Annotated in this window: 18 protein-coding genes and 1 riboswitch; of the genes, 14 read left to right on the forward strand and 4 right to left on the reverse strand. The window is 73.7% G+C overall.

The window, feature by feature from the left end; translation table 11 throughout:
• Positions 1 to 61 precede the first annotated feature (61 nt).
• The 8 genes from FH715_RS18825 (at position 62) to FH715_RS18860 (ending at position 8,515) form a co-directional block, all read left to right on the forward strand.
• Entirely contained in the window at positions 62 to 2,557 is a 2,496-nt protein-coding gene (locus tag FH715_RS18825; protein ID WP_139646846.1) for a mannose-1-phosphate guanyltransferase, read from the forward strand.
• 53 nt (positions 2,558 to 2,610) lie between these two features.
• Positions 2,611 to 3,540, forward strand: a complete 930-nt coding sequence (locus FH715_RS18830) for a DUF881 domain-containing protein (RefSeq protein ID WP_139646848.1) — start codon at positions 2,611 to 2,613, stop codon at positions 3,538 to 3,540.
• The gene (locus FH715_RS18835) at positions 3,537 to 3,869 is read left to right on the forward strand and encodes a small basic family protein (protein ID WP_097232514.1); all 333 of its coding nucleotides are present in this window, start codon (positions 3,537 to 3,539) and stop codon (positions 3,867 to 3,869) included. Before FH715_RS18830 ends, FH715_RS18835 begins: the two co-directional genes overlap by 4 nt.
• Before the next feature lie 5 nt (positions 3,870 to 3,874).
• Entirely contained in the window at positions 3,875 to 4,660 is a 786-nt protein-coding gene (locus FH715_RS18840; protein WP_139646850.1) for a DUF881 domain-containing protein, read from the forward strand.
• A gap of 164 nt (positions 4,661 to 4,824) precedes the next feature.
• On the forward strand, positions 4,825 to 5,526 hold the full coding sequence (locus tag FH715_RS18845) for a double zinc ribbon and FHA domain-containing protein (RefSeq protein WP_139646853.1): 702 nt from the start codon (positions 4,825 to 4,827) through the stop codon (positions 5,524 to 5,526).
• Positions 5,527 to 5,602: 76 nt separating this feature from the next.
• On the forward strand, positions 5,603 to 6,076 hold the full coding sequence (locus FH715_RS18850) for a bifunctional nuclease family protein (protein WP_097232511.1): 474 nt from the start codon (positions 5,603 to 5,605) through the stop codon (positions 6,074 to 6,076).
• Positions 6,077 to 6,219: 143 nt separating this feature from the next.
• Positions 6,220 to 6,840, forward strand: a complete 621-nt coding sequence (locus tag FH715_RS18855) for a MerR family transcriptional regulator (RefSeq protein WP_139646855.1) — start codon at positions 6,220 to 6,222, stop codon at positions 6,838 to 6,840.
• Between the two features lie 241 nt (positions 6,841 to 7,081).
• Complete coding sequence (locus tag FH715_RS18860) at positions 7,082 to 8,515, forward strand: DNA polymerase IV (RefSeq protein ID WP_139646857.1); 1,434 nt, start codon at positions 7,082 to 7,084, stop codon at positions 8,513 to 8,515.
• Here FH715_RS18860 and FH715_RS18865 read toward each other — a convergent pair.
• Positions 8,434 to 8,808 carry a PRC-barrel domain-containing protein gene (locus FH715_RS18865; protein ID WP_425472744.1) on the reverse strand — a complete coding sequence of 125 codons (375 nt, stop codon included), beginning with the start codon at positions 8,806 to 8,808 and terminating at the stop codon, positions 8,434 to 8,436. The genes FH715_RS18860 and FH715_RS18865 overlap by 82 nt on opposite strands.
• Before the next feature lie 145 nt (positions 8,809 to 8,953).
• Positions 8,954 to 9,056, forward strand: a riboswitch (glycine riboswitch).
• Between the two features lie 176 nt (positions 9,057 to 9,232).
• On the opposite strand from FH715_RS18865, the gene gcvP reads away from it, so the two are divergent.
• On the forward strand, positions 9,233 to 12,124 hold the full coding sequence (gcvP, locus tag FH715_RS18870) for an aminomethyl-transferring glycine dehydrogenase (RefSeq protein WP_139646861.1): 2,892 nt from the start codon (positions 9,233 to 9,235) through the stop codon (positions 12,122 to 12,124).
• Positions 12,125 to 12,202: 78 nt separating this feature from the next.
• Here the strand turns inward: gcvP and FH715_RS18875 are convergent, their stop codons facing one another.
• Positions 12,203 to 12,772 carry a hypothetical protein gene (locus FH715_RS18875; protein ID WP_139646863.1) on the reverse strand — a complete coding sequence of 190 codons (570 nt, stop codon included), beginning with the start codon at positions 12,770 to 12,772 and terminating at the stop codon, positions 12,203 to 12,205.
• A gap of 272 nt (positions 12,773 to 13,044) precedes the next feature.
• On the opposite strand from FH715_RS18875, the gene FH715_RS18880 reads away from it, so the two are divergent.
• Both FH715_RS18880 and FH715_RS18885 read left to right on the forward strand, forming a co-directional pair.
• Positions 13,045 to 14,535 carry a glutamate-cysteine ligase family protein gene (locus tag FH715_RS18880; protein WP_139646865.1) on the forward strand — a complete coding sequence of 497 codons (1,491 nt, stop codon included), beginning with the start codon at positions 13,045 to 13,047 and terminating at the stop codon, positions 14,533 to 14,535.
• A gap of 124 nt (positions 14,536 to 14,659) precedes the next feature.
• Positions 14,660 to 15,424, forward strand: coding sequence for a CPBP family intramembrane glutamic endopeptidase (locus tag FH715_RS18885; protein WP_211367711.1), 765 nt, complete (start codon positions 14,660 to 14,662; stop codon positions 15,422 to 15,424).
• A gap of 97 nt (positions 15,425 to 15,521) precedes the next feature.
• Here the strand turns inward: FH715_RS18885 and FH715_RS18890 are convergent, their stop codons facing one another.
• Together FH715_RS18890 and FH715_RS18895 are read right to left on the reverse strand one after the other, a co-directional pair.
• Positions 15,522 to 16,238 carry a DUF4232 domain-containing protein gene (locus tag FH715_RS18890; protein ID WP_139646869.1) on the reverse strand — a complete coding sequence of 239 codons (717 nt, stop codon included), beginning with the start codon at positions 16,236 to 16,238 and terminating at the stop codon, positions 15,522 to 15,524.
• A 185-nt stretch (positions 16,239 to 16,423) separates the two neighbouring features.
• The gene (locus FH715_RS18895) at positions 16,424 to 17,095 is read right to left on the reverse strand and encodes a pyridoxamine 5'-phosphate oxidase family protein (protein ID WP_139646871.1); all 672 of its coding nucleotides are present in this window, start codon (positions 17,093 to 17,095) and stop codon (positions 16,424 to 16,426) included.
• Positions 17,096 to 17,174: 79 nt separating this feature from the next.
• Between FH715_RS18895 and FH715_RS18900 the strand changes: the two genes are divergently transcribed.
• From FH715_RS18900 to FH715_RS18910, 3 genes are all read left to right on the forward strand, one after another.
• Positions 17,175 to 18,521 (forward strand): aminotransferase class I/II-fold pyridoxal phosphate-dependent enzyme, encoded by a 1,347-nt coding sequence (locus FH715_RS18900; protein WP_246108836.1) that lies wholly within the window; start codon positions 17,175 to 17,177, stop codon positions 18,519 to 18,521.
• A gap of 79 nt (positions 18,522 to 18,600) precedes the next feature.
• On the forward strand, positions 18,601 to 19,506 hold the full coding sequence (locus FH715_RS18905; protein WP_139646873.1) for a LysR family transcriptional regulator: 906 nt from the start codon (positions 18,601 to 18,603) through the stop codon (positions 19,504 to 19,506).
• A gap of 85 nt (positions 19,507 to 19,591) precedes the next feature.
• On the forward strand, positions 19,592 to 20,683 hold the full coding sequence (locus FH715_RS18910) for a hypothetical protein (protein WP_139646874.1): 1,092 nt from the start codon (positions 19,592 to 19,594) through the stop codon (positions 20,681 to 20,683).
• The last annotated feature ends 91 nt before the right edge of the window (positions 20,684 to 20,774 follow it).

Below are 20,774 nucleotides of genomic sequence, written 5' to 3' on the forward strand. Positions count from 1 at the left end.
CGGGCCCCTCCCTGCGGGCACAGTCGGAACGACTGTCGGACCCAAGGAGGACACTTCCGTTATGAAGGCCGTCGTAATGGCTGGTGGCGAAGGCACCCGGCTTCGTCCCATGACCGCGAGCATGCCCAAGCCCCTGCTGCCCGTGGCCAACCGCCCCATCATGGAGCACGTGCTGCGCCTGCTGAAGCGGCACGGGCTCAACGAGACCGTGGTCACGGTGCAGTTCCTCGCCTCCCTGGTGAAGAACTACTTCGGCGACGGTGAGGAGCTGGGAATGGACCTCACCTACGCCCACGAGGAGAAACCGCTGGGCACGGCCGGAAGTGTGAAGAACGCGGAGGAGGCGTTGCGCGACGACTCGTTCCTCGTCATCTCCGGGGACGCGCTCACCGACTTCGACCTCACCGACCTGGTCCGCTTCCACCGCGAGCGCGGGGCGCTGGTCACCGTCTGCCTCACCCGGGTGCCGAACCCGCTGGAGTTCGGCATCACCATCGTCGACGACGAGGGCCGCGTCGAACGCTTCCTGGAGAAGCCGACCTGGGGCCAGGTCTTCTCCGACACGGTCAACACCGGCATCTACGTGATGGAGCCCGAGGTCTTCGACTACGTCGAGCCCGACACCTCCGTCGACTGGTCGGGCGACGTCTTCCCCCGCCTGATGAAGGAGGGCCGCCCCATCTTCGGCTATGTCGCCGAGGGCTACTGGGAGGACGTCGGCACCCACGAGAGCTATGTGAAGGCCCAGGCCGACGTCCTGGAGGGCAAGGTCGACGTCGAGATCGACGGCTTCGAGATCTCGCCCGGCGTGTGGATCGCCGAGGGCGCCGAGGTCCACCCCGACGCCAAGCTCCGCGGCCCCCTCTACGTCGGCGACTACGCCAAGATCGAGGCCGGCTCCGAGGTCCGCGAGCACACCGTCATCGGCTCCAACGTCGTCGTCAAGTCCGACGCGTTCCTCCACCGCGCCGTCGTCCACGACAACGTCTACATCGGCCCAGGCACCAACCTGCGCGGCTGCGTCATCGGGAAGAACACGGACGTCATGCGCGCCGCCAGGATCGAGGACGGCGCCGTCATCGGCGACGAGTGCCTGATCGGCGAGGAGTCCATCGTCCAGGGCAACGTCCGCGTCTACCCGTTCAAGACCATCGAGGCCGGCGCCTTCGTCAACACCTCGGTCATCTGGGAGGCCAGGGGCCAGGCCCAGCTCTTCGGCGCCCGCGGCGTCTCCGGCATCCTCAACGTCGAGATCACCCCCGAGCTGGTCGTCCGCCTCGCCAGCGCCTACGCCACCACCCTGAAGAAGGGCTCCACCGTCACCACGGCCAGGGACCACTCCCGGGGCGCGCGCGCCCTCAAGCGCGCCGTGATCTCCGCGCTCCAGGCCAGCGCCATCGACGTCCGCGACCTGGAGAACGTGCCGCTGCCCGTGGCCCGCCAGCAGACCGCGCGCGGCAGCGCCGGCGGCGTCATGATCCGCACCACCCCCGGCGTCCCCGACTCCGTCGACATCATGTTCTTCGACGAGCGAGGCGCCGACCTCTCCCAGGCCCGCCAGCGCAAGCTGGACCGGGTCTACGCCCGCCAGGAGTACCGCCGCGCCTTCCCCGGCGAGATCGGCGACCTGCGCTTCCCCGCCAGCGTCTTCGACGCCTACACCGGCTCGGTGCTCCGCGCGGTCGACACCACGGGACTGTCCGAGTCCGGCATCAAGGTCGTCGTCGACGCCGCCAACGGCAGCGCCGGCCTCGTCCTGCCCAGCCTGCTCGGCCGGCTCGGCGTCGACGCCCTGACCATCAACCCGGGCCTCGACGAGGCCCGACCGACCGAGAGCGCCGAGACCCGCCGCGCCGGGCTGGTGCGCCTGGGGGAGATCGTCGCCTCGGCGCGCGCCGCGTTCGGCGTCCGCTTCGACCCCGTCGGCGAGCGGCTGGCGCTGGTGGACGAGCGCGGCCGGATCATCGAGGACCAGCGCGCCCTGCTGGTCATGCTCGACCTGATCGCCGCCGAACGCCGGGGCGGCCGGGTCGCGTTGCCCGTCACCACCACCCGGATCGCCGAGCAGGTCGCCGCCTACCACGGCACCCAGGTCGACTGGAGCACCACCTCGCCCGACGACCTGACCAGGGCCGCCCACCTCGACGACGCCGTCTTCGGCGGCGACGGCAGGGGCGGCCTCATCGTCCCCGAGTTCAGCAGCGTCTTCGACGCCACCGCCGCCTTCGCCCGGCTACTCGGCCTCGTCGCCCGCACCCAGCTCTCCCTCAGCCAGATCGACGCCCGCATCCCCCGCGCCCACGTCCAGCGCCGCGACGTCGCCACCCCCTGGGCCGTCAAGGGCCTGGTGATGCGCCGCGTCGTCGAGGCCGCCGGCGACCGCTCCGTCGACACCACCGACGGCGTGCGGGTCGTCGAGCCCGACGGTCGCTGGGTGCTGGTCCTGCCCGACCCGGCCGAGGCCGTCACCCACCTGTGGGCCGAGGGGCCCGACGACGCCGCGGCGCAGGAGCTGTTGGACGACTGGTCGCGCGTGGTGGAGGGCGCCGAGGGCTGACCGGGGGCCGGCGGACCGGCCCGATTCGATCTCCGGACAACCGGCGTGCCACCATGTGCGCCATGCCAGAGCAGGAGCCGGGGGCCGCGCCCCGCGCGCGCCCCGACGCCTCCATGTCGTTACTCACCACCGTCATGGACCACACCCTCGACGAGGGCTACGCCCAGGCGGCGGCGAGGCGTCGGGAGGCCGGCCGGTCGGAGCTGCCGCGCACCACCCGCGCGAAGCTCTGGCTGGCCGGCGGCCTGGTCCTCGCCGGCCTCGTCGTCACCCTGGGCGCCGCCCAGGCCCGCGAGGCGGCCCCCACCGTGGCCAAGGAGCGCGAGGAGCTGCTGGAGCGCGTCCATGACGGCACCGAGCAGCTGGACGCGCTCCAGAGCCGGGTCGACGCCCTGCGCTCCGACGTCGACGCACGCCAGCGGGTGGCGCTCAGCGACGAGGACGCCGAACGCGCCGAGCTGGTCGCCCTGTTGGCCGGCGCCAGCGCGGTGGAGGGCCCCGGCGTCAAGCTGGTCGTCGACGACGCCGAGGACGTCGCCGGCACCGCCGGCGGCCCCAGGGACGACGGCTTCGCCCAGACCGGCCGCGTCCGCGACCGCGACCTCCAACGCGTCGTCAACGGCCTCTGGCAGGCGGGTGCCGAGGCCGTCACCGTCAACGACCAGCGGCTGACCGCGCTCTCCGCGATCCGCGCCGCGGGCGACGCCGTGCTGGTCGACAACCGGCCACTGGTGCCGCCGTACACCGTGCTGGCCCTCGGCGACCCGGACGGCCTGCTCGACGCGTTCGACGCGACCCTCGCCGGCCACTACCTGGCCACGCTCAGGGACGACTACGACATTCGTGTGGACCGTTCCACCGAGAACGGGCTGCGGCTGCCCGCCGCGCCCAGCCTGACCACCCGCAGCGCCCGCCCGCTCCCCCCGGAGCCGGAGGGAACGCTCTCCCACCCCGAGGACCCGGAAGAGGTGACCGCCCCGTGATCGCCGTGCTGGGCCTGGTGTTGGGCGTCGTGATCGGGGTGGTCACCCGCCCGGTGGTGCCGACCGGGATGGAGCCCTATCTGCCGATCGCCGTCGTCGCCGCGCTCGACGCGGTCTTCGGCGGGCTGCGCGCCACCCTCGACGGGGTCTTCGACGACAAGGTCTTCGTGGTCTCCTTCCTCTCCAACGTGGTGGTCGCCGCCCTGATCGTCTTCCTCGGCGACAAACTGGGCGTCGGCGCCCAGCTCTCCACCGGTGTGGTGGTGGTCCTCGGCATCCGGATCTTCTCCAACGCGGCGGCCATCCGCCGCCATGTCTTCGGGGCGTGAGGCCGATGACCGAGCCCGACCCGGGACACCCCGAGCCCACGCCGGAGCCCGGGCCCGCCGAGTCGCCCCGCCCCACGGGCCGGGCCGCGCTGCGGGCCGCCCTGTGGCCGCCGCGCGCCAGCCGGGGCCAACTGGTGGCCGCCGTCCTGCTGTTCGTCCTCGGCCTCGGCCTGGCCATCCAGGTGCGCGCCGCCGGCAGCGAGGACACCGCGCTGCGCGGCGCCAGACCCGAGGACCTGGTGCGCATCCTGAGCGACCTGGAGGACCGGTCGGCGCGGCTGGAGGACGAGAGATCCACCCTGGAGGACCAGCGCACCGAGCTGGAGAACAGCGGCGACCAGGCCGAGGAGGCCCGGCGTCAGAGTGAGGAGCGGGAGCGACAACTGGGTGTCCTGGCCGGTACGGTGGCCGCCGAGGGCCCGGGCATCACGCTCCGGGTCGACGATCCGACGGGAGCCGTCACGGCGGACATGTTGCTCGACGCGGTTCAGGAACTGCGCGCCGCGGGTGCGGAGGCGCTCCAGATCAACGAGGTGCGTGTCGTCGCGAGTACTTCCTTCGTGGACCACAACGGTGGAGTCCACGTGGACGAGGAGCGGATACGTGCTCCGTTCGTGGTGGAAGCGATCGGCCGCCCCCAGGACCTGGAGCCGGCGCTGAACATCCCCGGCGGTGTGGTGCAGTCCCTGGAGAACAAGCAGGCGACCGTGGACGTGACGCGTCCTGAGACAGTGACAGTGGACGCCTTGCGATCAGCGGAGCAGCCTGACTACGCTCAGTCGTCATCATGACCGAAACTCGACGTCACGGGGGTTGTCGATCACGGTGCCGCCCAGTGAGGGAAACTTAAGGGAGACCACCCACGTTGTCAGTATGACGTGTGTGGTCGGTGGAGAGAGAGAATGGACCGTCCCGCCGCCGGTGGCGGGACGGGCTAGGTGCGAGGGGATCGCTGGTGAGTTTTTTCGCTAGGTTGTTCGGCAGGCGTCAGAGGGGTACCCACAGTGCCGCAGGGGCCCACGCCCGCCAGCAAGGCCAGCCCCCGGCGCCGCCGTCCGAGCCCGGCCGCCCGCTGTTCCGGGACGAGGTCCCCGGGGCCGGTGGGATAGCGGACCAGGGCCAGGCCGCCGCCGGTCCCGCCTGCGGTCGCTGTGGCAACGCCAACACCCCCAACAGCCGCTTCTGCTCCTACTGCGGAGCCCCGCTGCGCCCGGGGGTCGAGGGATCGTCGGAGACCACCTCCACGATCTCCATCTCGGGCCTGGAGGCGTACGACGCCGAGGCGACCGGTCAGCACCCGGTTCCGGTGCTCTCGCCGGAGGCCCAGGCCGCGGTGGACGCGCTGCCCGCCGGCTCGGCGCTGCTCGTGGTGCGCCGGGGACCGAACTCGGGCTCCCGCTTCCTGCTCGACAGCGACGTCACGACGGCGGGCCGCCACCCGCAGAGCGACATCTTCCTGGACGACGTCACCGTCTCGCGTCGCCACGTGGAGTTCCGTCGCAGCCCGGACGGGGGTTTCACCGTCGGCGACGTCGGCAGTCTCAACGGCACCTACGTCAACCGGGAGCAGATCGACTCCGTCGCGCTGGCCAACGGCGACGAGGTCCAGATCGGCAAGTACCGGATGGTGTACTTCGCCGGACGGCAGGGGCACTGACGATGCAGGGGCGCGCGAGCGCGTGGGATCGAGGCTCGACTATCCAAATGCACCGGCCACGGCCTAGGGTTGCTGTGTGAATCAGCTCGATGTCGTGGGCGTGCGGGTGGAGATGCCCAACAACCAGCCCATCGTGCTCCTCCGAGAAGTCGGTGGTGATCGCTACCTCCCGATCTGGATCGGTCCGGGAGAGGCGACCGCCATCGCGTTCGCCCAGCAGGGGATGACCCCGGCCAGGCCGCTGACCCATGACCTCTTCAAGGATGTCCTTGAGGCGGTGGACCAGGAGCTCAGCGCCGTGCGCATCACGGATCTGCGCGACGGCGTGTTCTACGCCGAGCTGGTCTTCGCCAGCGGGGTCGAGGTCAGCGCCCGTCCGTCGGACGCGATAGCGCTCGCGCTGCGGATCGGTACGCCGATCTACGGCAGCGACGCCGTGCTCGACGACGCCGGGATCATCATCCCCGACGAGCAGGAGGACGAGGTGGAACGGTTCCGCGAGTTCCTCGACCAGATCTCCCCCGAGGACTTCGGTACCAGCAGCCAGTAGCCGCGCGTGGCGATCGTTGACGCGTTCGGTGTGGATACCTAGCTTCAGTGGGGCATGTCTTGGGAGGAGCGCTGTGTGCCTACTCATCGTGACAGCCGGTGAGTGACGAGGGCACGGTCGGGACATGTGGAACGGAGGCCGGCGTGACAGGTGACGGCGACAGCAGGGCGGTCGGGGGCAGCACGGCACTTCCGGGTGCCGCGCCCCTTCCGGGCTTGCGGCAGTCGGTGGCACCCCCGGCGGGCCCCAGGGAGGAGACGCCGCGTGAGCGGCTCGGATACCCGGGCCCGAGCGCCTGCGCGGCGGCCGGGATCACCTACCGGCAGCTCGACTACTGGGCCCGCACGGGACTCGTCCAGCCCGAGGTCCGCCCGGCCCCAGGGCAGGGCGGACAGCGGCTGTACAGCTTCCGTGACGTGCTGGTCCTCAAGATCGTCAAACGGCTGCTGGACGCCGGGGTGTCGCTCCAGGCGATCCGCGCCACCGCGGAGGCGCTGCGCACGGCGGAGCTGGGCACGCTGGCCCAGATGACGCTGATGAGCGACGGCGCGGCCGTCTTCCGCTGCGACTCGCCAGACGCGCTGGCCGAGCTCCTGCGCGGCGGGCGCGGGATCTTCGGGATCGCGGTCGGGGCGGTGTGGAGCGACGTGGAGACGGCGCTGGCCCAGCTGCACGCGGAGCGCACGGACACGGGGGAGCGGGTGGCGCCGCCACAGCACCCCGAGGACGAGCTGGCTCGCCGCAGGGCGCGCGTCCGTCCCTGACGCGTGCCGCTGGGCGCGGTCGACTCCTCGTGTGCCTGGCCGGGGCGGGCTGTCGGCCGCGGGCCGTGGTGGGTCGCTCGCGTAGTTCCCCGCGCCCCTTTGGCGGGGCTGGCGGGGTCATCGTGTGCCGGTTCACCGCGGTCGGCCCCTGGCCGGGGTGGGTTGCTCGCGTGGTTTCCCGCGCCTCTTGTCGCTTCCACCTGGCCGTCGGAACCTGTCACGGTAGGGCAGTATCGAACGTGTGAGGGGTCAGCCAACGATCCTCCACCTCGACATGGATGCCTTCTACGCCTCCGTCGAGCAGGCGGCCAAGCCCAGCCTGCGCGGCAAGGCCGTGGTCGTCGGAGGCATCGGGCCGCGCGGGGTGGTGGCCACCGCGTCGTACGAGGCCCGGGTCTTCGGGGTGCGGTCGGCCATGCCCACCGCCCAGGCGCGGCGGCTGTGCCCGCACGGGGCTTACCTGGTACCGAGGTTCGAGGTGTACCGCTCGGTCAGCGAGCGGGTGATGGCGCTGCTGGCCCGGCTCTCGCCGCTGGTGGAGCCGCTCAGCCTGGACGAGGCGTTCGTCGACCTGGCCGCCGGTGGGAGTGCCGCGACCGCGGCCGAGGCGCGGGCGGTGGGGGAGCGGCTGCGGGAGGAGATCGCCGCCGTCACGGGGGTCACGGGCTCGGTCGGTCTGGCGGGCGCCAAGATGCTGGCGAAGATCGCCTCCGAACGGGCCAAGCCCGACGGTCTGGTGCTGATCGAGCCGGGGACCGAGCGGGAGCTGCTGGCCCCGTTGACCGTGCGGACGCTGCCGGGGGTGGGCCCGGCCACGGCCGAGGTGCTGCGGCGGGCGGGGATCCACACGATAGAGGAGACCGTGCGGGCCGGCGAGGCCGAGTTGACCCGGCTGCTGGGGAAGGCGCACGGCGCCGGGGTCTTCCGGATGGCGTGCGGGATCGACGACCGGCCGGTGGTCGCGGAGCGGGAGGGCAAGTCGATCTCGGTGGAGGACACCTTCGACGTCGACGTGACGGACCGCGCGCGGATCAGGTTCGAGGTGCGCAGGCTCGCCGAGCGCTGTGTGACCCGGCTGCGGGCGGCCGGACGCTCGGGACGCACCGTCGTGCTGAAGGTCAGACGGTACGACTTCAGCACGTTGACCCGGTCGGAGACGCTGCGTGGCCCGACGGACGACCCGGCGGTGGTGCGGGAGGCGGCCGAGCGGCTGCTGGAGGGGGTGGACACCACGGAGGGCGTGCGGCTGCTCGGCGTCGGCGTCAGTGCGTTGGCCGACTTCACCCAGGAGGATCTCTTCGCCCAATCGGGGCGTGCGGCGGCCGAGAACGCGCCCGCGCCCGAGCCGGCGCGCGCGCCGGGGGCCGGGGAGGACGAGGCGCCCGAGGCGGACCGGACATGGCTGCCCGGGCTCGACGCGCGGCACGAGCGCTACGGCCCCGGTTGGGTGCAGGGCAGCGGGGTGGGGCGCGTGACGGTGCGCTTCGAGCGGCCGGAGGACCGCGCGCCGGGGCGGGTGCGTACCTTCCCCGTGGACGACCCGGAGCTGCGGCGGGGTGCACCCTTGCCGCTGGTGCCCGGGGCCCCGGCCGGTCAGGACTCCGGGTCGGTGGCCAGCGTGCCGAAGTCGCTGTCCGGGGGCGGCTCCTCCTCGGGCGGCAGGTCGAGCCCGTAGTGGTGGTAGAGCAGCAGCTCCTGCTCGGGGGAGAGGTGGCGGCCGACGCCGAGATCGGGTGCCCGGCGGATCAGTGCCCGGTCGAACGGGACGCGCAGCGCGTCGCCGACCAGTTCGCTGGGTTCCAGCGGCACGAAGGCGTCCCTGGTGAAGAGCCCGGTGCGCACGGCGGCCCACTCGGGGACGCCGGTGGCGTCGTCCAGATACACCTCGTCCACGGTGCCGATCTTCTCGCCGTGGCGGTCGAACGCCTTGCGGCCGATCAGGCCGCGCGGATCGATGTCGGTTCGCACGGGTTCCTCCAACTGCGCGCCGGGTCGCGACGCCCCTGGGACGGGTCCCCCTGTCTCCTACCCAAAGCCACAACGGGCCGATCGGCCAGTCGAGATCCACCCCTCGGCCGTGCGCCGGCGCGCTGGTAGTCTCGGAGGCGGTTGTCGACCTCGTGCGGGAGAGTTCCGTCGCCCCTGTCGGGGGTGCCGGGCGCCGAAGGAGCAAATCCTCCCCGGAATCTCTCAGGCACCCGTACCGCGCGAGCGAAACCACTCTGGAAAGCAGGACGACGGCGGAGCGGCGTTTCCGCGGTGGTCCTCACCGACGGTGCAAGCCCGGCGCGTGCGTGGGGCGAAGCTCTCAGGTCGTATGACAGAGGGGGAGGCAGTCAGGCGGTGTCGCCTGGCGCCCCGTAGGTCGCCCACGGCCCAAGGAGCCTCCACGATGACCGCGCAGACCCCGTTGACCGCCCTGGAGCAGGGCATCCCCTTCGCCGACCGGCACATCGGACCCGATCAGGGCGCCGTGGCCAAGATGCTGGCGCAGGTGGGCTTCGGCTCGCTCGACGAGCTGACCGACGCCGCCGTCCCCGAGACCATCCGCCAGACCGAGGCGCTGGACCTGCCCGACCCGCTGGACGAGGCGGCCGTGCTGGGCGAGCTGCGGTCGCTGGCGGCGCGGAACACCGTGGCCCGTTCCATGATCGGCCTCGGCTACTACGGCACCCACACGCCGCCGGTCATCCAGCGCAACGTGCTGGAGAACCCGGCCTGGTACACGGCGTACACCCCCTACCAGCCGGAGATCTCCCAGGGCCGGCTGGAGGCGCTGCTCAACTTCCAGACGGTGGTGGCCGATCTGACCGGCCTGCCGACCGCCGGCGCCTCGCTGCTCGACGAGGGCACGGCCGCCGCCGAGGCGATGGCGCTCTCCCGGCGCGTGGTCAGGGGCGAGGGCGGCGTCTTCCTGGTCGACGCCGACTGCCTGCCGCAGACCGTGGCCGTGGTCCGCACCCGCGCCGAGCCGACCGGCGTGGAGGTGCTGGTCGCCGACCTGAGCGAGGGGATCCCCGCGGAGGCCGCCGAGCGCGGGGTGTTCGGCGTGCTGCTCCAGTACCCGGGCGCGTCGGGTGCCGTGCGCGACCCGCGCCCGGTGATCGCGCGGGCGCACGAGCTGGGCGCGGTGGTCACGGTCGCCGCCGACCTGCTGGCGTTGACCGTGCTCGCCTCCCCGGGGGCGCTGGGCGCTGACATCGCGGTGGGCACCACCCAGCGGTTCGGCGTGCCGATGGCCTTCGGCGGCCCGCACGCCGGCTACATGTCGGTGCGCGCCGCGTACGCCAGGAGCCTGCCGGGGCGGCTGGTCGGCGTCTCGCGCGACGCGGCCGGCCGGCCCGCCTACCGGCTCGCGCTCCAGACGCGCGAACAGCACATCCGCCGGGAGCGCGCCACCAGCAACATCTGCACCGCCCAGGTGCTTCTGGCCGTGATGGCCGGGCTCTACGCGGTCTACCACGGCCCCGAGGGCTTGGCCGCCATCGCCCGCCGCACCCACCGGATGGCGGCGCTGCTGGCCACCGGGCTGCGGGAGGGCGGCGTCGAGGTGGCGCACGACGCGTTCTTCGACACGGTCACCGCCCGTGTGCCGGGGCGCGCGGCCGAGGTGGTCGCCGCCGCCTCCGCCGCCGGGGTCAACCTGCGGCACATCGACGCGGACCGGGTCGGCGTGGCCTGCGACGAGACCACCGTGCGTGCCGATCTGGCCGCCGTGTGGGCGGCGTTCGGCGTGTCGGCCACCGAGGCCGACATCCCCGCGCTGGACGCCCGGGTCGCCGAGGCGCTGCCGGCCGGGCTGCTCCGCGAGGACGCCTACCTCACCCACCCGGTCTTCCACGCGCACCGCTCCGAGACCTCGATGCTGCGCTATCTGCGGCGGCTCGCCGACCGGGACTACGCGCTGGACCGCGGCATGATCCCGCTCGGTTCCTGCACCATGAAGCTCAACGCCACGGTGGAGATGGCCGCGATCACCTGGCCGGAGTTCGCCGGGCTGCACCCGTTCGCACCGCCGGAGCAGGCCGAGGGCTATCTGGCGCTGATCCGCGAGCTGGAGTCACGGCTGGCGGAGATCACCGGCTACGACGCGGTCTCGCTCCAGCCCAATGCCGGCTCCCAGGGCGAGTTGGCCGGGCTGCTGGCGGTCCGCGCCCACCACCGCGCCCAGGGCCAGGAGCAGCGCACCGTCTGCCTGATCCCCTCCTCGGCGCACGGCACCAACGCGGCCAGCGCCGTCCTCGCCGGGATGCGGGTGGTGGTCGTCGCCACCAGCGAGAGCGGGGACGTGGACGTCGCCGACCTGGAGGCCAAGATCGCCAAGCACCGCGACGAGTTGGCGGTGCTGATGGTGACCTACCCCTCGACACACGGCGTCTTCGAGGAGCGCATCGGCGACATCTGCGCCGCCGTGCACGACGCCGGCGGCCAGGTCTACGTCGACGGCGCCAACCTCAACGCGCTGGTCGGGCTGGCCAGGCCCGGCCGCTTCGGCGCCGACGTCTCGCATCTGAACCTGCACAAGACGTTCTGCATCCCGCACGGCGGCGGCGGCCCCGGCGTGGGCCCGGTCGCGGTCCGCGCCCATCTCGCGCCCTATCTGCCGGGGCACCCGGCGCAGCCGGCCGCCGGGCCCGAGGGCTCGGGCCCGGTCTCGGCGGCGCCCTGGGGCTCGGCCGGCATCCTGCCGATCTCCTGGGCGTACGTCCGGCTGATGGGCGCCGCCGGGCTGCGCCGCGCCACCCAGGTCGCGGTGCTCAGCGCCAACTACGTGGCCAGGCGCCTGGAGGCGCACTACCCCGTCCTCTACACCGGTCCCGGCGGGCTGGTGGCGCACGAGTGCGTGATCGACGTGCGCCCGCTCACCAAGGCGACCGGGGTGACCATCGACGATGTCGCCAAGCGGCTGATCGACCACGGCTTCCACGCGCCGACCATGTCGTTCCCGGTGGCGGGCACGCTGATGATCGAGCCCACCGAGAGCGAGGACCTGGCCGAGCTTGACCGGTTCTGTGAGGCGATGATCGCCATTCGCGGGGAGATCGACCGGGTCGCCTCCGGCGAATGGCCGGCCGACGACAACCCGTTGGTCAACGCTCCGCACACCGCCGAGCAGTTGACGGGGGAGTGGCCGCACCCCTATGAGCGCCGGGAGGCGGTCTACCCGGGCGCTTCCACGGGTGACGCCAAGTACTGGCCGCCGGTGCGCAGGATCGACGGCGCGTTCGGCGACCGCAACCTGGTCTGCTCCTGCCCGCCCGTGGAGGAGCTCGCCGAGTCCTGAGACGCACGTCCGCCCGGGGCGGCGCCGGCGCCCGGTGGGGCGCCGGGCCGGTCCCGGGCGGAACGGCACGGCGGCCTGTCAGCTGGCGAGCCCCAGCGGCGCGAGGCGGTTGGCGACGAGGGTGACCAGCGCGTCCACGGTGATCAGCCGCTCGGCCGCGATCCCCGGCGGCGCCGGCGCGAGCGGGATCAACGGGTCACTCCCCGAGGGCCCGCCCTCCGCCGGGTCGGCCGACGGGTCCGGATGCAGCCAGAGCGTCAGCATGTACAGCTCGGGAACGCTCAACAACCGCGGCTGGTAGTGCTCCTGGCGCTCCTCGGCGAGCCGGAGCGCGCGCTCGGTCGACGCCATGTAGGGGCCCTCGCCGAAGTGCGAGAACTCCCAGCCCTCGGTGGTGAGTCGGCATTCCGCCGTGCCGACGGAGCGGTCGTCCCTGGCGAGCAGGCAGCGCCAGCCGGTCAGTCGGGAGGTGGGCGGCTCGGCGGGCGCCGTCAGGCGTTCGAGCCGGTGCACGGGAAGCGGCAGGGTGGGGCGCAGGGAACCGCGGTCGAACCGGAGCCCGCGCGGGGCGGGCACGGCGGCCGAGCGCAGCGCCTCGTCGATGGTCCGCTCCACGACACCGGGAGCCGGGGGGATGCTCAGGGGCATGATGGGTCGCCTCTCGCTTTGGAGTAGGTCGCCTCTAATAGGAGACACGCCGTACCGAGATCTTATACGATTCCCGATAGTGGATTGTTTCCGCTAGCCTTACCGCAGTGTTTCGGCAAGGGTAAATCCGGCCGGCAAAAGGGAGGTTTCTCCCGGCCTCATGCCAGGGGAATATGCCCTCGCCTCGGGGGGCGAGGATCACGTTGCGTGTTACCTCCGGCGTGACGTGGGCAGGATCGAGGGCGCCCATCGCTCGACGCAGGAGGTGCCCCATGGGGGAGAAGGTCGCGGCTGACCGGTTCGATCTCACCGCCCGAGGGCGGTTCAGAGACCGGCTCGGCTCCTGTCTCGACGCCATGGGGACGCTCCTGGCCGAGGGGCGCTTCCACGGCCCGGAGGACCGCGTCGGCATGGAGGTCGAACTCTGCCTGGCCGATTCCGACGGGTCCCCGCGAATGGTCAACGAGGAAGTCCTCGGTCGAATGGGGACCCGGGATTTCCAGAGTGAGCTGGGAAAATTCACCATCGAGCTGAATATGTCGCCGCGCTCTCTCGCCGGCGGCGTCTTCGCCGACATGGCCGAGGAGCTGCGTATCGCGCTGCGCTACGCGGACCGAATGGCGGGCGAATTCGACGCGCAGGTGGTGATGACCGGCGTGCTGCCCACCATCACCGCCGAGCAGATGGTGCCCACCAGCCTCTCGCTCGGTGACCGCTACACCCTGCTCAACGACCAGATCATGGCGGCGCGCGGCGAGGCCATCCAGCTGGACATCACCGGTGCCGAGCGTCTGACCAGGACGTTCGAGTCGATCGCCCCGGAGTCGGCGTGCACGTCCGTGCAGTACCACCTCCAGGTGACCCCCGAGCGCTTCGCGCCGGTGTGGAACGCCGCGCAGGCCGCGTTGGCGGCGCAGACGGCGCTCGGCGCCAACGCGCCGTTCGTCTTCGGGCGCGAGCTGTGGCCCGAGTCCCGGCCGCTCTTCTTCCTCCAGTCGACCGACGACCGGCCGCCGGAGCTCGCCGCGCAGGGCGTGCGCCCGCGCACCTGGTTCGGCGAACGGTGGATCGACTCCGCGCTCGACCTCTTCGAGGAGAGCGTCCGCTACTTTCCGTCGCTGCTGCCGCTGCTCTCGGACGAGGACCCGCGCGCCGTGCTGGCCGCCGGCGGCACCCCCGCGCTCGGCGAACTCACCCTGCACAACGGCACGGTCTACCGGTGGAACCGCCCGGTCTACGCCGTGGTGGACGGCGTTCCGCACCTGCGGGTGGAGAACCGCGTCCTGTCCACGGGGCCGACGGTCACCGACACCATCGCCAACGGCGTCTTCTACTACGGCTTGGTGCGGGCGCTGGCCGACCAGCCGGACCCTGTCTGGCGGCGGCTCCCCTTCGACCAGGCGGAACGCAGCTTCCAGGCGGCCTGCCGGCACGGCCTGGACGCCCGGCTGAGCTGGCCGGGGCCGGACGGCACACCGCGCGAGGTGCCCGCGGCCGAGCTGGTCGAGGGAACGCTGCTGCCGCTGGCCGCCTCCGGGCTGGACGCCTGGGGCGTCAGCGCCGCCGACCGGGACCGCTATCTGTCCGTCATCGAGGGGCGGTGCCGTCGTGGGGTGACCGGCGCGGGCTGGCAGACTGCCGTCTACCACCAGCTGGTGGCGGAAGGAAAGGACCGCGCGGCGGCCCTGCGGGGCCTCGTGCGGCGGTACTGCGAACTGGCGCGGACCGACACCCCCGTGCACGACTGGCCGACCCGCCCCTGAGGGCGCGCGGGTCGGCGCGCACGCCGGGGTGGCGCGGCGCGCGCGCCGGACGGGAGTAGGAGTGCGGCTCACGCGTGACGAAGGGGCGGCGGCCGACCCACCGGCCCGGGAGGCGCCCCGCGCACTGCCGGCGCGCGCCCTGCGCCACGAGCTGCTGCTGGTGCTCGGCGTCTCGCTGGGGGCGAGCGCCGTGCGGGCGTTGGTCAGCTTCGCCGGGACGGTCACGCGGCCCGGCGGGCTGGGCGACCAGGCGGCCAACCTCAACACCTCGCGCGCCCCCGACCGGCCGTGGCTCGACCTCGCCTGGCAGCTGGTCTCGATCTCGACGGCGCTGGTGCCCGTGCTGCTCGTGGCCCATCTGCTGCTGCGTGAGCGCGGCTACGGCGGGGGAGGGATGCGGCTGATCGGCTTCGACCTCGCCAGGCCGCGCTTCGACCTGGCCTGGGGCGCCGTCGTCGCGGCGGGCATCGGCGGCAGCGGGCTGGCGCTCTACCTGGGCGCCCACGCGGCCGGTGCCAACCTCACCGTGGTCCCCGAGTCGCTGCCCGAGGTGTGGTGGAAGTACCCGGTGCTGATCGCCTCCGCCATCCAGAACTCGGTGGTGGAGGAGGTCATCGTGGTGGGCTTCCTGCTGCGGCGGCTGGACCAGCTGGGCTGGAGCGCCACCGGTTCGCTGGTCGTCAGCGCGCTGCTGCGCGGCACCTACCACCTCTACCAGGGCATCGGGGGCTTCTTCGGCAACGTGGCGATGGGCGTGATCTTCGTCTGGCTGTACCGGCGTTGGGGCCGGGTCATGCCGCTGGTGGTCGCCCATGCCCTGATCGACATCGTGGCCTTCGTCGGCTACGGGCTGCTCGCGGGACGCGTGGACTGGCTGCCCACCCTCTGAGGCGGGCCGCGTCGCCCGGTCGGCGCGACGGTCAACGGGCGTACGCACGTCGCCCGTTGACCGTCGGAACGCCACGCGTCCCCGGTCGGTCGCCGCCTCAGGGGCCCTCGCCGGCCGCCAGGGCGCGGGCCTCGATGCGGCCGTCGCCGCAGACCTCGCCCCACTCCCAGTCGGCCTCGGTGGCCTCGCGGGTGTCGGGCGGTATCACCCGCAGCGTGGTCGGCTCCGGGCCGCAGGGCCCGTCCGCCGGGTCCTCCTCGCCCGGCACCACGGTCCACCGCAGCTGGGACCAGGCGCTCTCGCCGGGGGCCAGCGTCAGCTGGTCGGCCTCCCGCGAGGTGTCCCTGACCGTGGTGGTGGGCAGCGCCTCGTCGCCCGTGGCCAGCTCAAGGCCGGGCCAGCCCTGGGTGCGGCAGTCGGTGTCCGAGGAGTTGGTGAGCACGAGGGTCGCGTGGCGGTTGCCCGCGCCGGAGTCCAGCGGGGTGACCGTCGCCGACAGGGCGTCCGTCGCGCACCAGTCCGCCGCGTCGGCCGCGGCGCCGTCCGCTTCGGGAGGCGGTGCCGCGCTCTCGTCGTCGGGCGCGTCCGAGCCCTCCGAGCCGGCCTGGGGGCGCGGATCGGAACGCTCGTCCGGCGCGCTCGCCTCGCGCTCCGCCGCGTCGCCCTCGGAGTCCTCGCTCCCCGAACAGCCGGTCAGCAGCAGTCCGGTGGCCGCCAGGGCGGCACCGAGGGCGAGCGGGACACGGGACGCGGCACGGGACGGGGAGCGTCGGAAGAGGGGCCGGGAAAGAGGGGAACGGGATCGTGGGGTCATCGGTCCTCCGGGGGTCTCGGCTGGTTGCGGAGGAGTGCTGTCCGGTTCGACGAGCGGCACCTACCCCGGGTTCCCCCTCGTGACTCCCCTCGTGGGCGCGCGGAAGCGCGCGATGGGCGCGCGGGCGGCGCCACGCGCCGGTGGCCCGGCGGGCGCACCGCCGCCCACGCGGCGACCGCACCGGGTCAGCCGGCCAGTTCCCGCAGGTAGGAGGGGAGTTCGGCCGGCGCCGCCTCGCCACCGGCCGGCTCGGGGACGCCGGCGACGGTCCGCAGGGGGACGACCCCGCTCCAGTGCGGCAGCCCGAGATCCTCCGGCTCCTCGTTCGGACCGCCGGCGCGCACCTTGGCGGAGACCTCGGCCAGCTCCAGCTCCAGCACCGCGGTGGCCGCCAACTCCCTGGCGTCCGCCGGCCGGCAGTCCGCCGACCTGCCCGCCGCGACCGCGTCGACCACCGCGTCCAGCGCCGCCCGCGCCCGCGCCTCGTCCGTCACCCGCCGCGCCGTGCCGTGCACCACGACCGAGCGGTAGTTGATCGAGTGGTGGAACGCGGACTTGGCCAGAACCAGACCGTCCAGATGGGTGACGGTGAGGCAGACGGGGAGCGCGTCCCGGCGCAGCGCCCGCGCGCCGGTGGAGCCGTGGAGATAGAGCCGTTCGCCGTCCCTGGCGTAGAGGGTGGGCAGCACCACGGGCCGGCCGTCGGCGACGAAGCCCAGATGGCACAGGAATGCCGCGTCCAGGATCGCGTGCACGGACTCCCGGTCGTAGGAGACCCGCTCCCGGGCCCGGGTCGGGGTGGTGCGCGCCGTGCGGGCGTACTCCTCGGTCGGATCGGTCGGCGTGTGCCCGGTCATCTCCTCGCTCCTTCGCTCACGGGTGCGGCGGGCCGGGCGCGCCTTGCGCCCGGTATCGCACTAGTGCAAACTCTGTTTTGTGCTAGATGAATACAGCCCGGCAGGGTATCCGATCAGCGGGCGCGGCGCCGCCGAGATCGCCGCCAGCGTCGAGCGCGCGGTCGGCGACGGCGCCCTGGCGCCGGGCGTTCTCCTGCCGCCGCAAAGGGAGTTGGCCGCCCGGCTCGGGGTCAACGCCAACACCGTCGCCGCCGCCTACCGCACCCTGCGCGAGCGCGGGGTGATCGAGACGGCCGGTCGGCGCGGCAGCCGGGTGCGCGCCAGGCCGGCGACCGCGCCCCGCGAGGCGCTGCCGTTCGCACTGCCGCCCGGAGCCCGCGACCTGTCGCTGGGCAACCCGGACCCGGCCCTGCTGCCCCCGCTCGGCGAGGCCTTGGCGCACGCCGCCGCGCGCGCCTCCCGCGCGCCCGTGCTCTACGGCGACGAGCCTTTCGACGAGGAGCTGACGGCGCTGGCCAGGGAGAGGTTCGACGCGGACGGCGTGCCCGCCGGCCCGGTCGCCGTCGTCTCCGGCGCCCTGGACGGCATCGAGCGGGCGCTGCTCGCCCGGTTGCGGCCAGGTGACGCGGTCGCCGTCGAGGATCCGGGCTGGGGCGCGCTGCTCGACCTGGTCGCCGCGCTCGGCCTGCGCCCGGTGCCCTGCGGCCTCGACGGCGCGGGTCCGCGCCCCGAGGAGGTGGCGCGCGCGCTGGACGCGGGGGCGCGTGCCCTGGTGCTCACCGCCCGCGCGCAGAACCCCACGGGCGCCTCCGTCACGCCGGCGCGCGCCGGCGAGCTGCGCTCCCTGCTGGCCGCGCACCCCGGGACGCTGGTGATCGAGGACGACCACGGGCGCGACATCGTCTCGACGCCGCTGGCCCCGGTGGTCGGCACCACCGAACACTGGGCGCACGCGCACTCGTTGGCCAAGTCCCACGGCCCCGACCTGCGCGTCGCCGTGCTCACCGGGGACCGCGCCACGGTGGACCTGGTGCTGGGCAGGCAGCGGCTCGGCCCCGGCTGGGTGAGCCGGCTGCTCCAGGCCGCCGCCGCCCACCTCTGGCGCACCGGCGCGGTGGATCCGCGCCGGGTGGCCGCCGCCTACGACGGGCGGCGCCGTCTCCTGCTGACCGCGCTCGCGGAACGCGGCGTCGCCGCCCGCGGCGGCAGCGGGCTCAACGTCTGGGTGCCGGTGCCGGACGAGACCCGCGCCGTCGCGCAACTCCTGCGCGTCGGCTGGGCGGTGGCGCCCGGCGCCCGCTTCCGGCTCTCCTCGCCGCCGGGCGTCAGGCTCACCGTGGCCGCGCTGGCCGAGACGGAGACGGCGCCACTGGCCGAAGCGGTGGCCGAGGCGGTCCGACCGGCCACCGGGCGCAGGTTCGGGTGAACGGTGCGCGGCCCCGGCCCGCGCCCCACAGTGAAGCATCGCTGACAGAAGGCCCCGGGAAGTGTGTAGCATCGCTCAGGTGTTGAACATCGACCGGCTCCGTGTGCTGCACGCCGTCCACCACCACGGCTCGGTCAGCGGCGCGGCCCTCGCCCTGCGGGTGACCACCTCGGCCGTCTCGCAGCAACTGGCCAAGCTGGAACGGGAGACCGGCCAGCGGCTCTCCGCGAGGAACGGGCGCGGCATCCGGCTCACCGACGCCGGCCGGCTGCTGGCCGAGCACGCCGACCGCATCCTCTCCCAGCTGGAGCTGGCCCACGCCGACCTGGAGGCCCAACGCGGCCAGGCCGTTGGCGAGTTGCGGGTGGGCGCCTTCGCCACCGCCGCGCGCGGCCTCTTCCCCGCCGCGCTCGCCGCGCTGCGCGGCGAGCATCCGCAACTGCGGCCGACGCTGCGGGAGATGGAGCCGGACGCCGCGCTGACCGTGCTGGCGCGCGGGGACATCGACCTGGCGGTCGTCCTGGACTGGTTCAACCGCCCGCTCGCCCTACCCGGCGGCCTCGGCCGGCAGCCCCTCTTCGACGACGTGGCCGACCTCGCCCTGCCCGTGGACCATCCCCTCGCCGACCGGCCCGAGTTGGATCTGACCGACCTCGCCGACGAGCCCTGGGTCTCCTGGCCACCGGGGGCGATCTGCCACGACTGGCTGATGTTCACCCTGCGCGGGCGCGGCATCGAGCCGAACATCGTGCACACCGCCGCCGAGCACCACACCCAACTGGCCCTGATCGCCGCCGGACTCGGCGTCGCGGTGGCGCCCCGCCTCGGCCGCACCCCGGTGCCCGAAGGGGTGGCGCTGATCCCGGTGCGCGGCACCATCACCCGCCGGGTCTACGCGGTCTGGCGCGAGGGATCCGGCACCCGCCCCTCGATCCGCGCCGCCGTCACCGCGCTGCGCGCGGCCTGCCCGGCGCCGCCGCTCTGAACTCCGCCACGGCGGCGACGCGTTGTCGCTCCGTCGGCCGCCCGGGGCCGGGCGAGTGTCAGACCCACGGTCTACCGTTCCGACCATGCACGACTCCGCTGACACGCTGTTCCGACTGATCGACGGCGGCGACTACCAGGCCGTCCCCGACGCCCTGGCCGCCATGACCGCGGACGAGCGCCGGGCCGCCGTTCCCGGGCTGAGGGCCGCCCGCGCCGCGCTCGGCGAGGTCGGTGCCGACGCGCGGAGCCACGACCATGACCGCCGCGTGGCGGTCCAACTCGCCGGCGCCGGCTGCCTCGACACGGTCGACGCGGTCGCCGACTGGCTGCTCACGGGCAACACGCGGGTGCCCTCGATCCGGATATGGCGGGTGTGGCGGCCCGACGAGCCACTGCTCCGCTGCCTCTTCGCCGACGGCCCCGACAGCCGGGACACCGCCTTCCAGACCGAGTTGGTCCGCCGGATCGCTGAGGCGCCGGCCGACTCCGGTGACCAGCCCTACTACCGGTTGGTCACCGAGCTGGTCCGGCGCTCCGGCTGCCCGGTGCCGACCACGGAGCTGTTCGTCCGCACCTGGGCCCGGGAGACGGCCAAGCGGCGGCGGCGCGCGGCGCTGGCCGTCGACCCGTTCCTGCCCACGCTCCTCGATCGCCTTTTCGCACTCGACTGGGAGCCGGAGGTGATGCTTGGCGACGAGTACGACACCTGGCCGGCGGCGCTCGCCTCCCTCGCGGCGGACGGCACCCTCGACGCCGACCGTCTCCACCGCCTCGTGCTCGCCTCGCTGGTCCGGGGCAGTCGGGTGGCACACGTCATGAGATTCCGTCTGGAGACGTTGCGGTGTCTCGCGCCCCCACCCGAGGCGTGTGTGCGGTACGAGGACGACTACGTCCGTCTCCTGGTGGGCGGCCCCGCCACCGTCGTCGTCCACGCGCAGGAGGTGTTGGACGAGCTGCTGCCGCCGGCCCGGGTGGTCGAGCTGTCCCCGCGGGTGCTGCTCCGCCCCGGCGAGAAGGCTTTCCGGGCGCAACTGGCCTGGCTGGCGCGCTCCGTGCGCGAGGCCCCGGGAGTCAGGGGGGCCGCGCTCGCCGCGCTGACCCGGGTGCGGGACGAGCTGGAGGAGGGGGAACGCCGGGCGCGCGTCGAGGAGCTGATAGCCCGCGGGGTCGCCTGACCGGCGCGTCCACGGGGTTGCGCCGCCCGCTCGACTCGCCCGCGCCGGACGACGGATGCCCGTCACCCGCGCGGCCTCCCGAGACTCCCGG

This window comes from Streptomyces sedi (assembly GCF_006335015.1).
Taxonomy (GTDB): domain Bacteria; phylum Actinomycetota; class Actinomycetes; order Streptomycetales; family Streptomycetaceae; genus Streptomyces; species Streptomyces sedi.

Bases quoted from the DNA above. Each gene is read 5' to 3' on its own strand.
- FH715_RS18890 (WP_139646869.1), bottom strand. From the start codon at position 16,238: ATGACCCCACGATCCCGTTCCCCTCTTTCCCGGCCCCTCTTCCGACGC.
- FH715_RS18830 (WP_139646848.1), top strand. From the start codon at position 2,611: ATGTGCGCCATGCCAGAGCAGGAGCCGGGGGCCGCGCCCCGCGCGCGC.
- FH715_RS18880 (WP_139646865.1), top strand. From the start codon at position 13,045: ATGGGGGAGAAGGTCGCGGCTGACCGGTTCGATCTCACCGCCCGAGGG.
- gcvP (WP_139646861.1), top strand. From the start codon at position 9,233: ATGACCGCGCAGACCCCGTTGACCGCCCTGGAGCAGGGCATCCCCTTC.
- FH715_RS18840 (WP_139646850.1), top strand. From the start codon at position 3,875: ATGACCGAGCCCGACCCGGGACACCCCGAGCCCACGCCGGAGCCCGGG.
- FH715_RS18910 (WP_139646874.1), top strand. From the start codon at position 19,592: ATGCACGACTCCGCTGACACGCTGTTCCGACTGATCGACGGCGGCGAC.
- FH715_RS18825 (WP_139646846.1), top strand. From the start codon at position 62: ATGAAGGCCGTCGTAATGGCTGGTGGCGAAGGCACCCGGCTTCGTCCC.
- FH715_RS18875 (WP_139646863.1), bottom strand. From the start codon at position 12,772: ATGCCCCTGAGCATCCCCCCGGCTCCCGGTGTCGTGGAGCGGACCATC.
- FH715_RS18895 (WP_139646871.1), bottom strand. From the start codon at position 17,095: ATGACCGGGCACACGCCGACCGATCCGACCGAGGAGTACGCCCGCACG.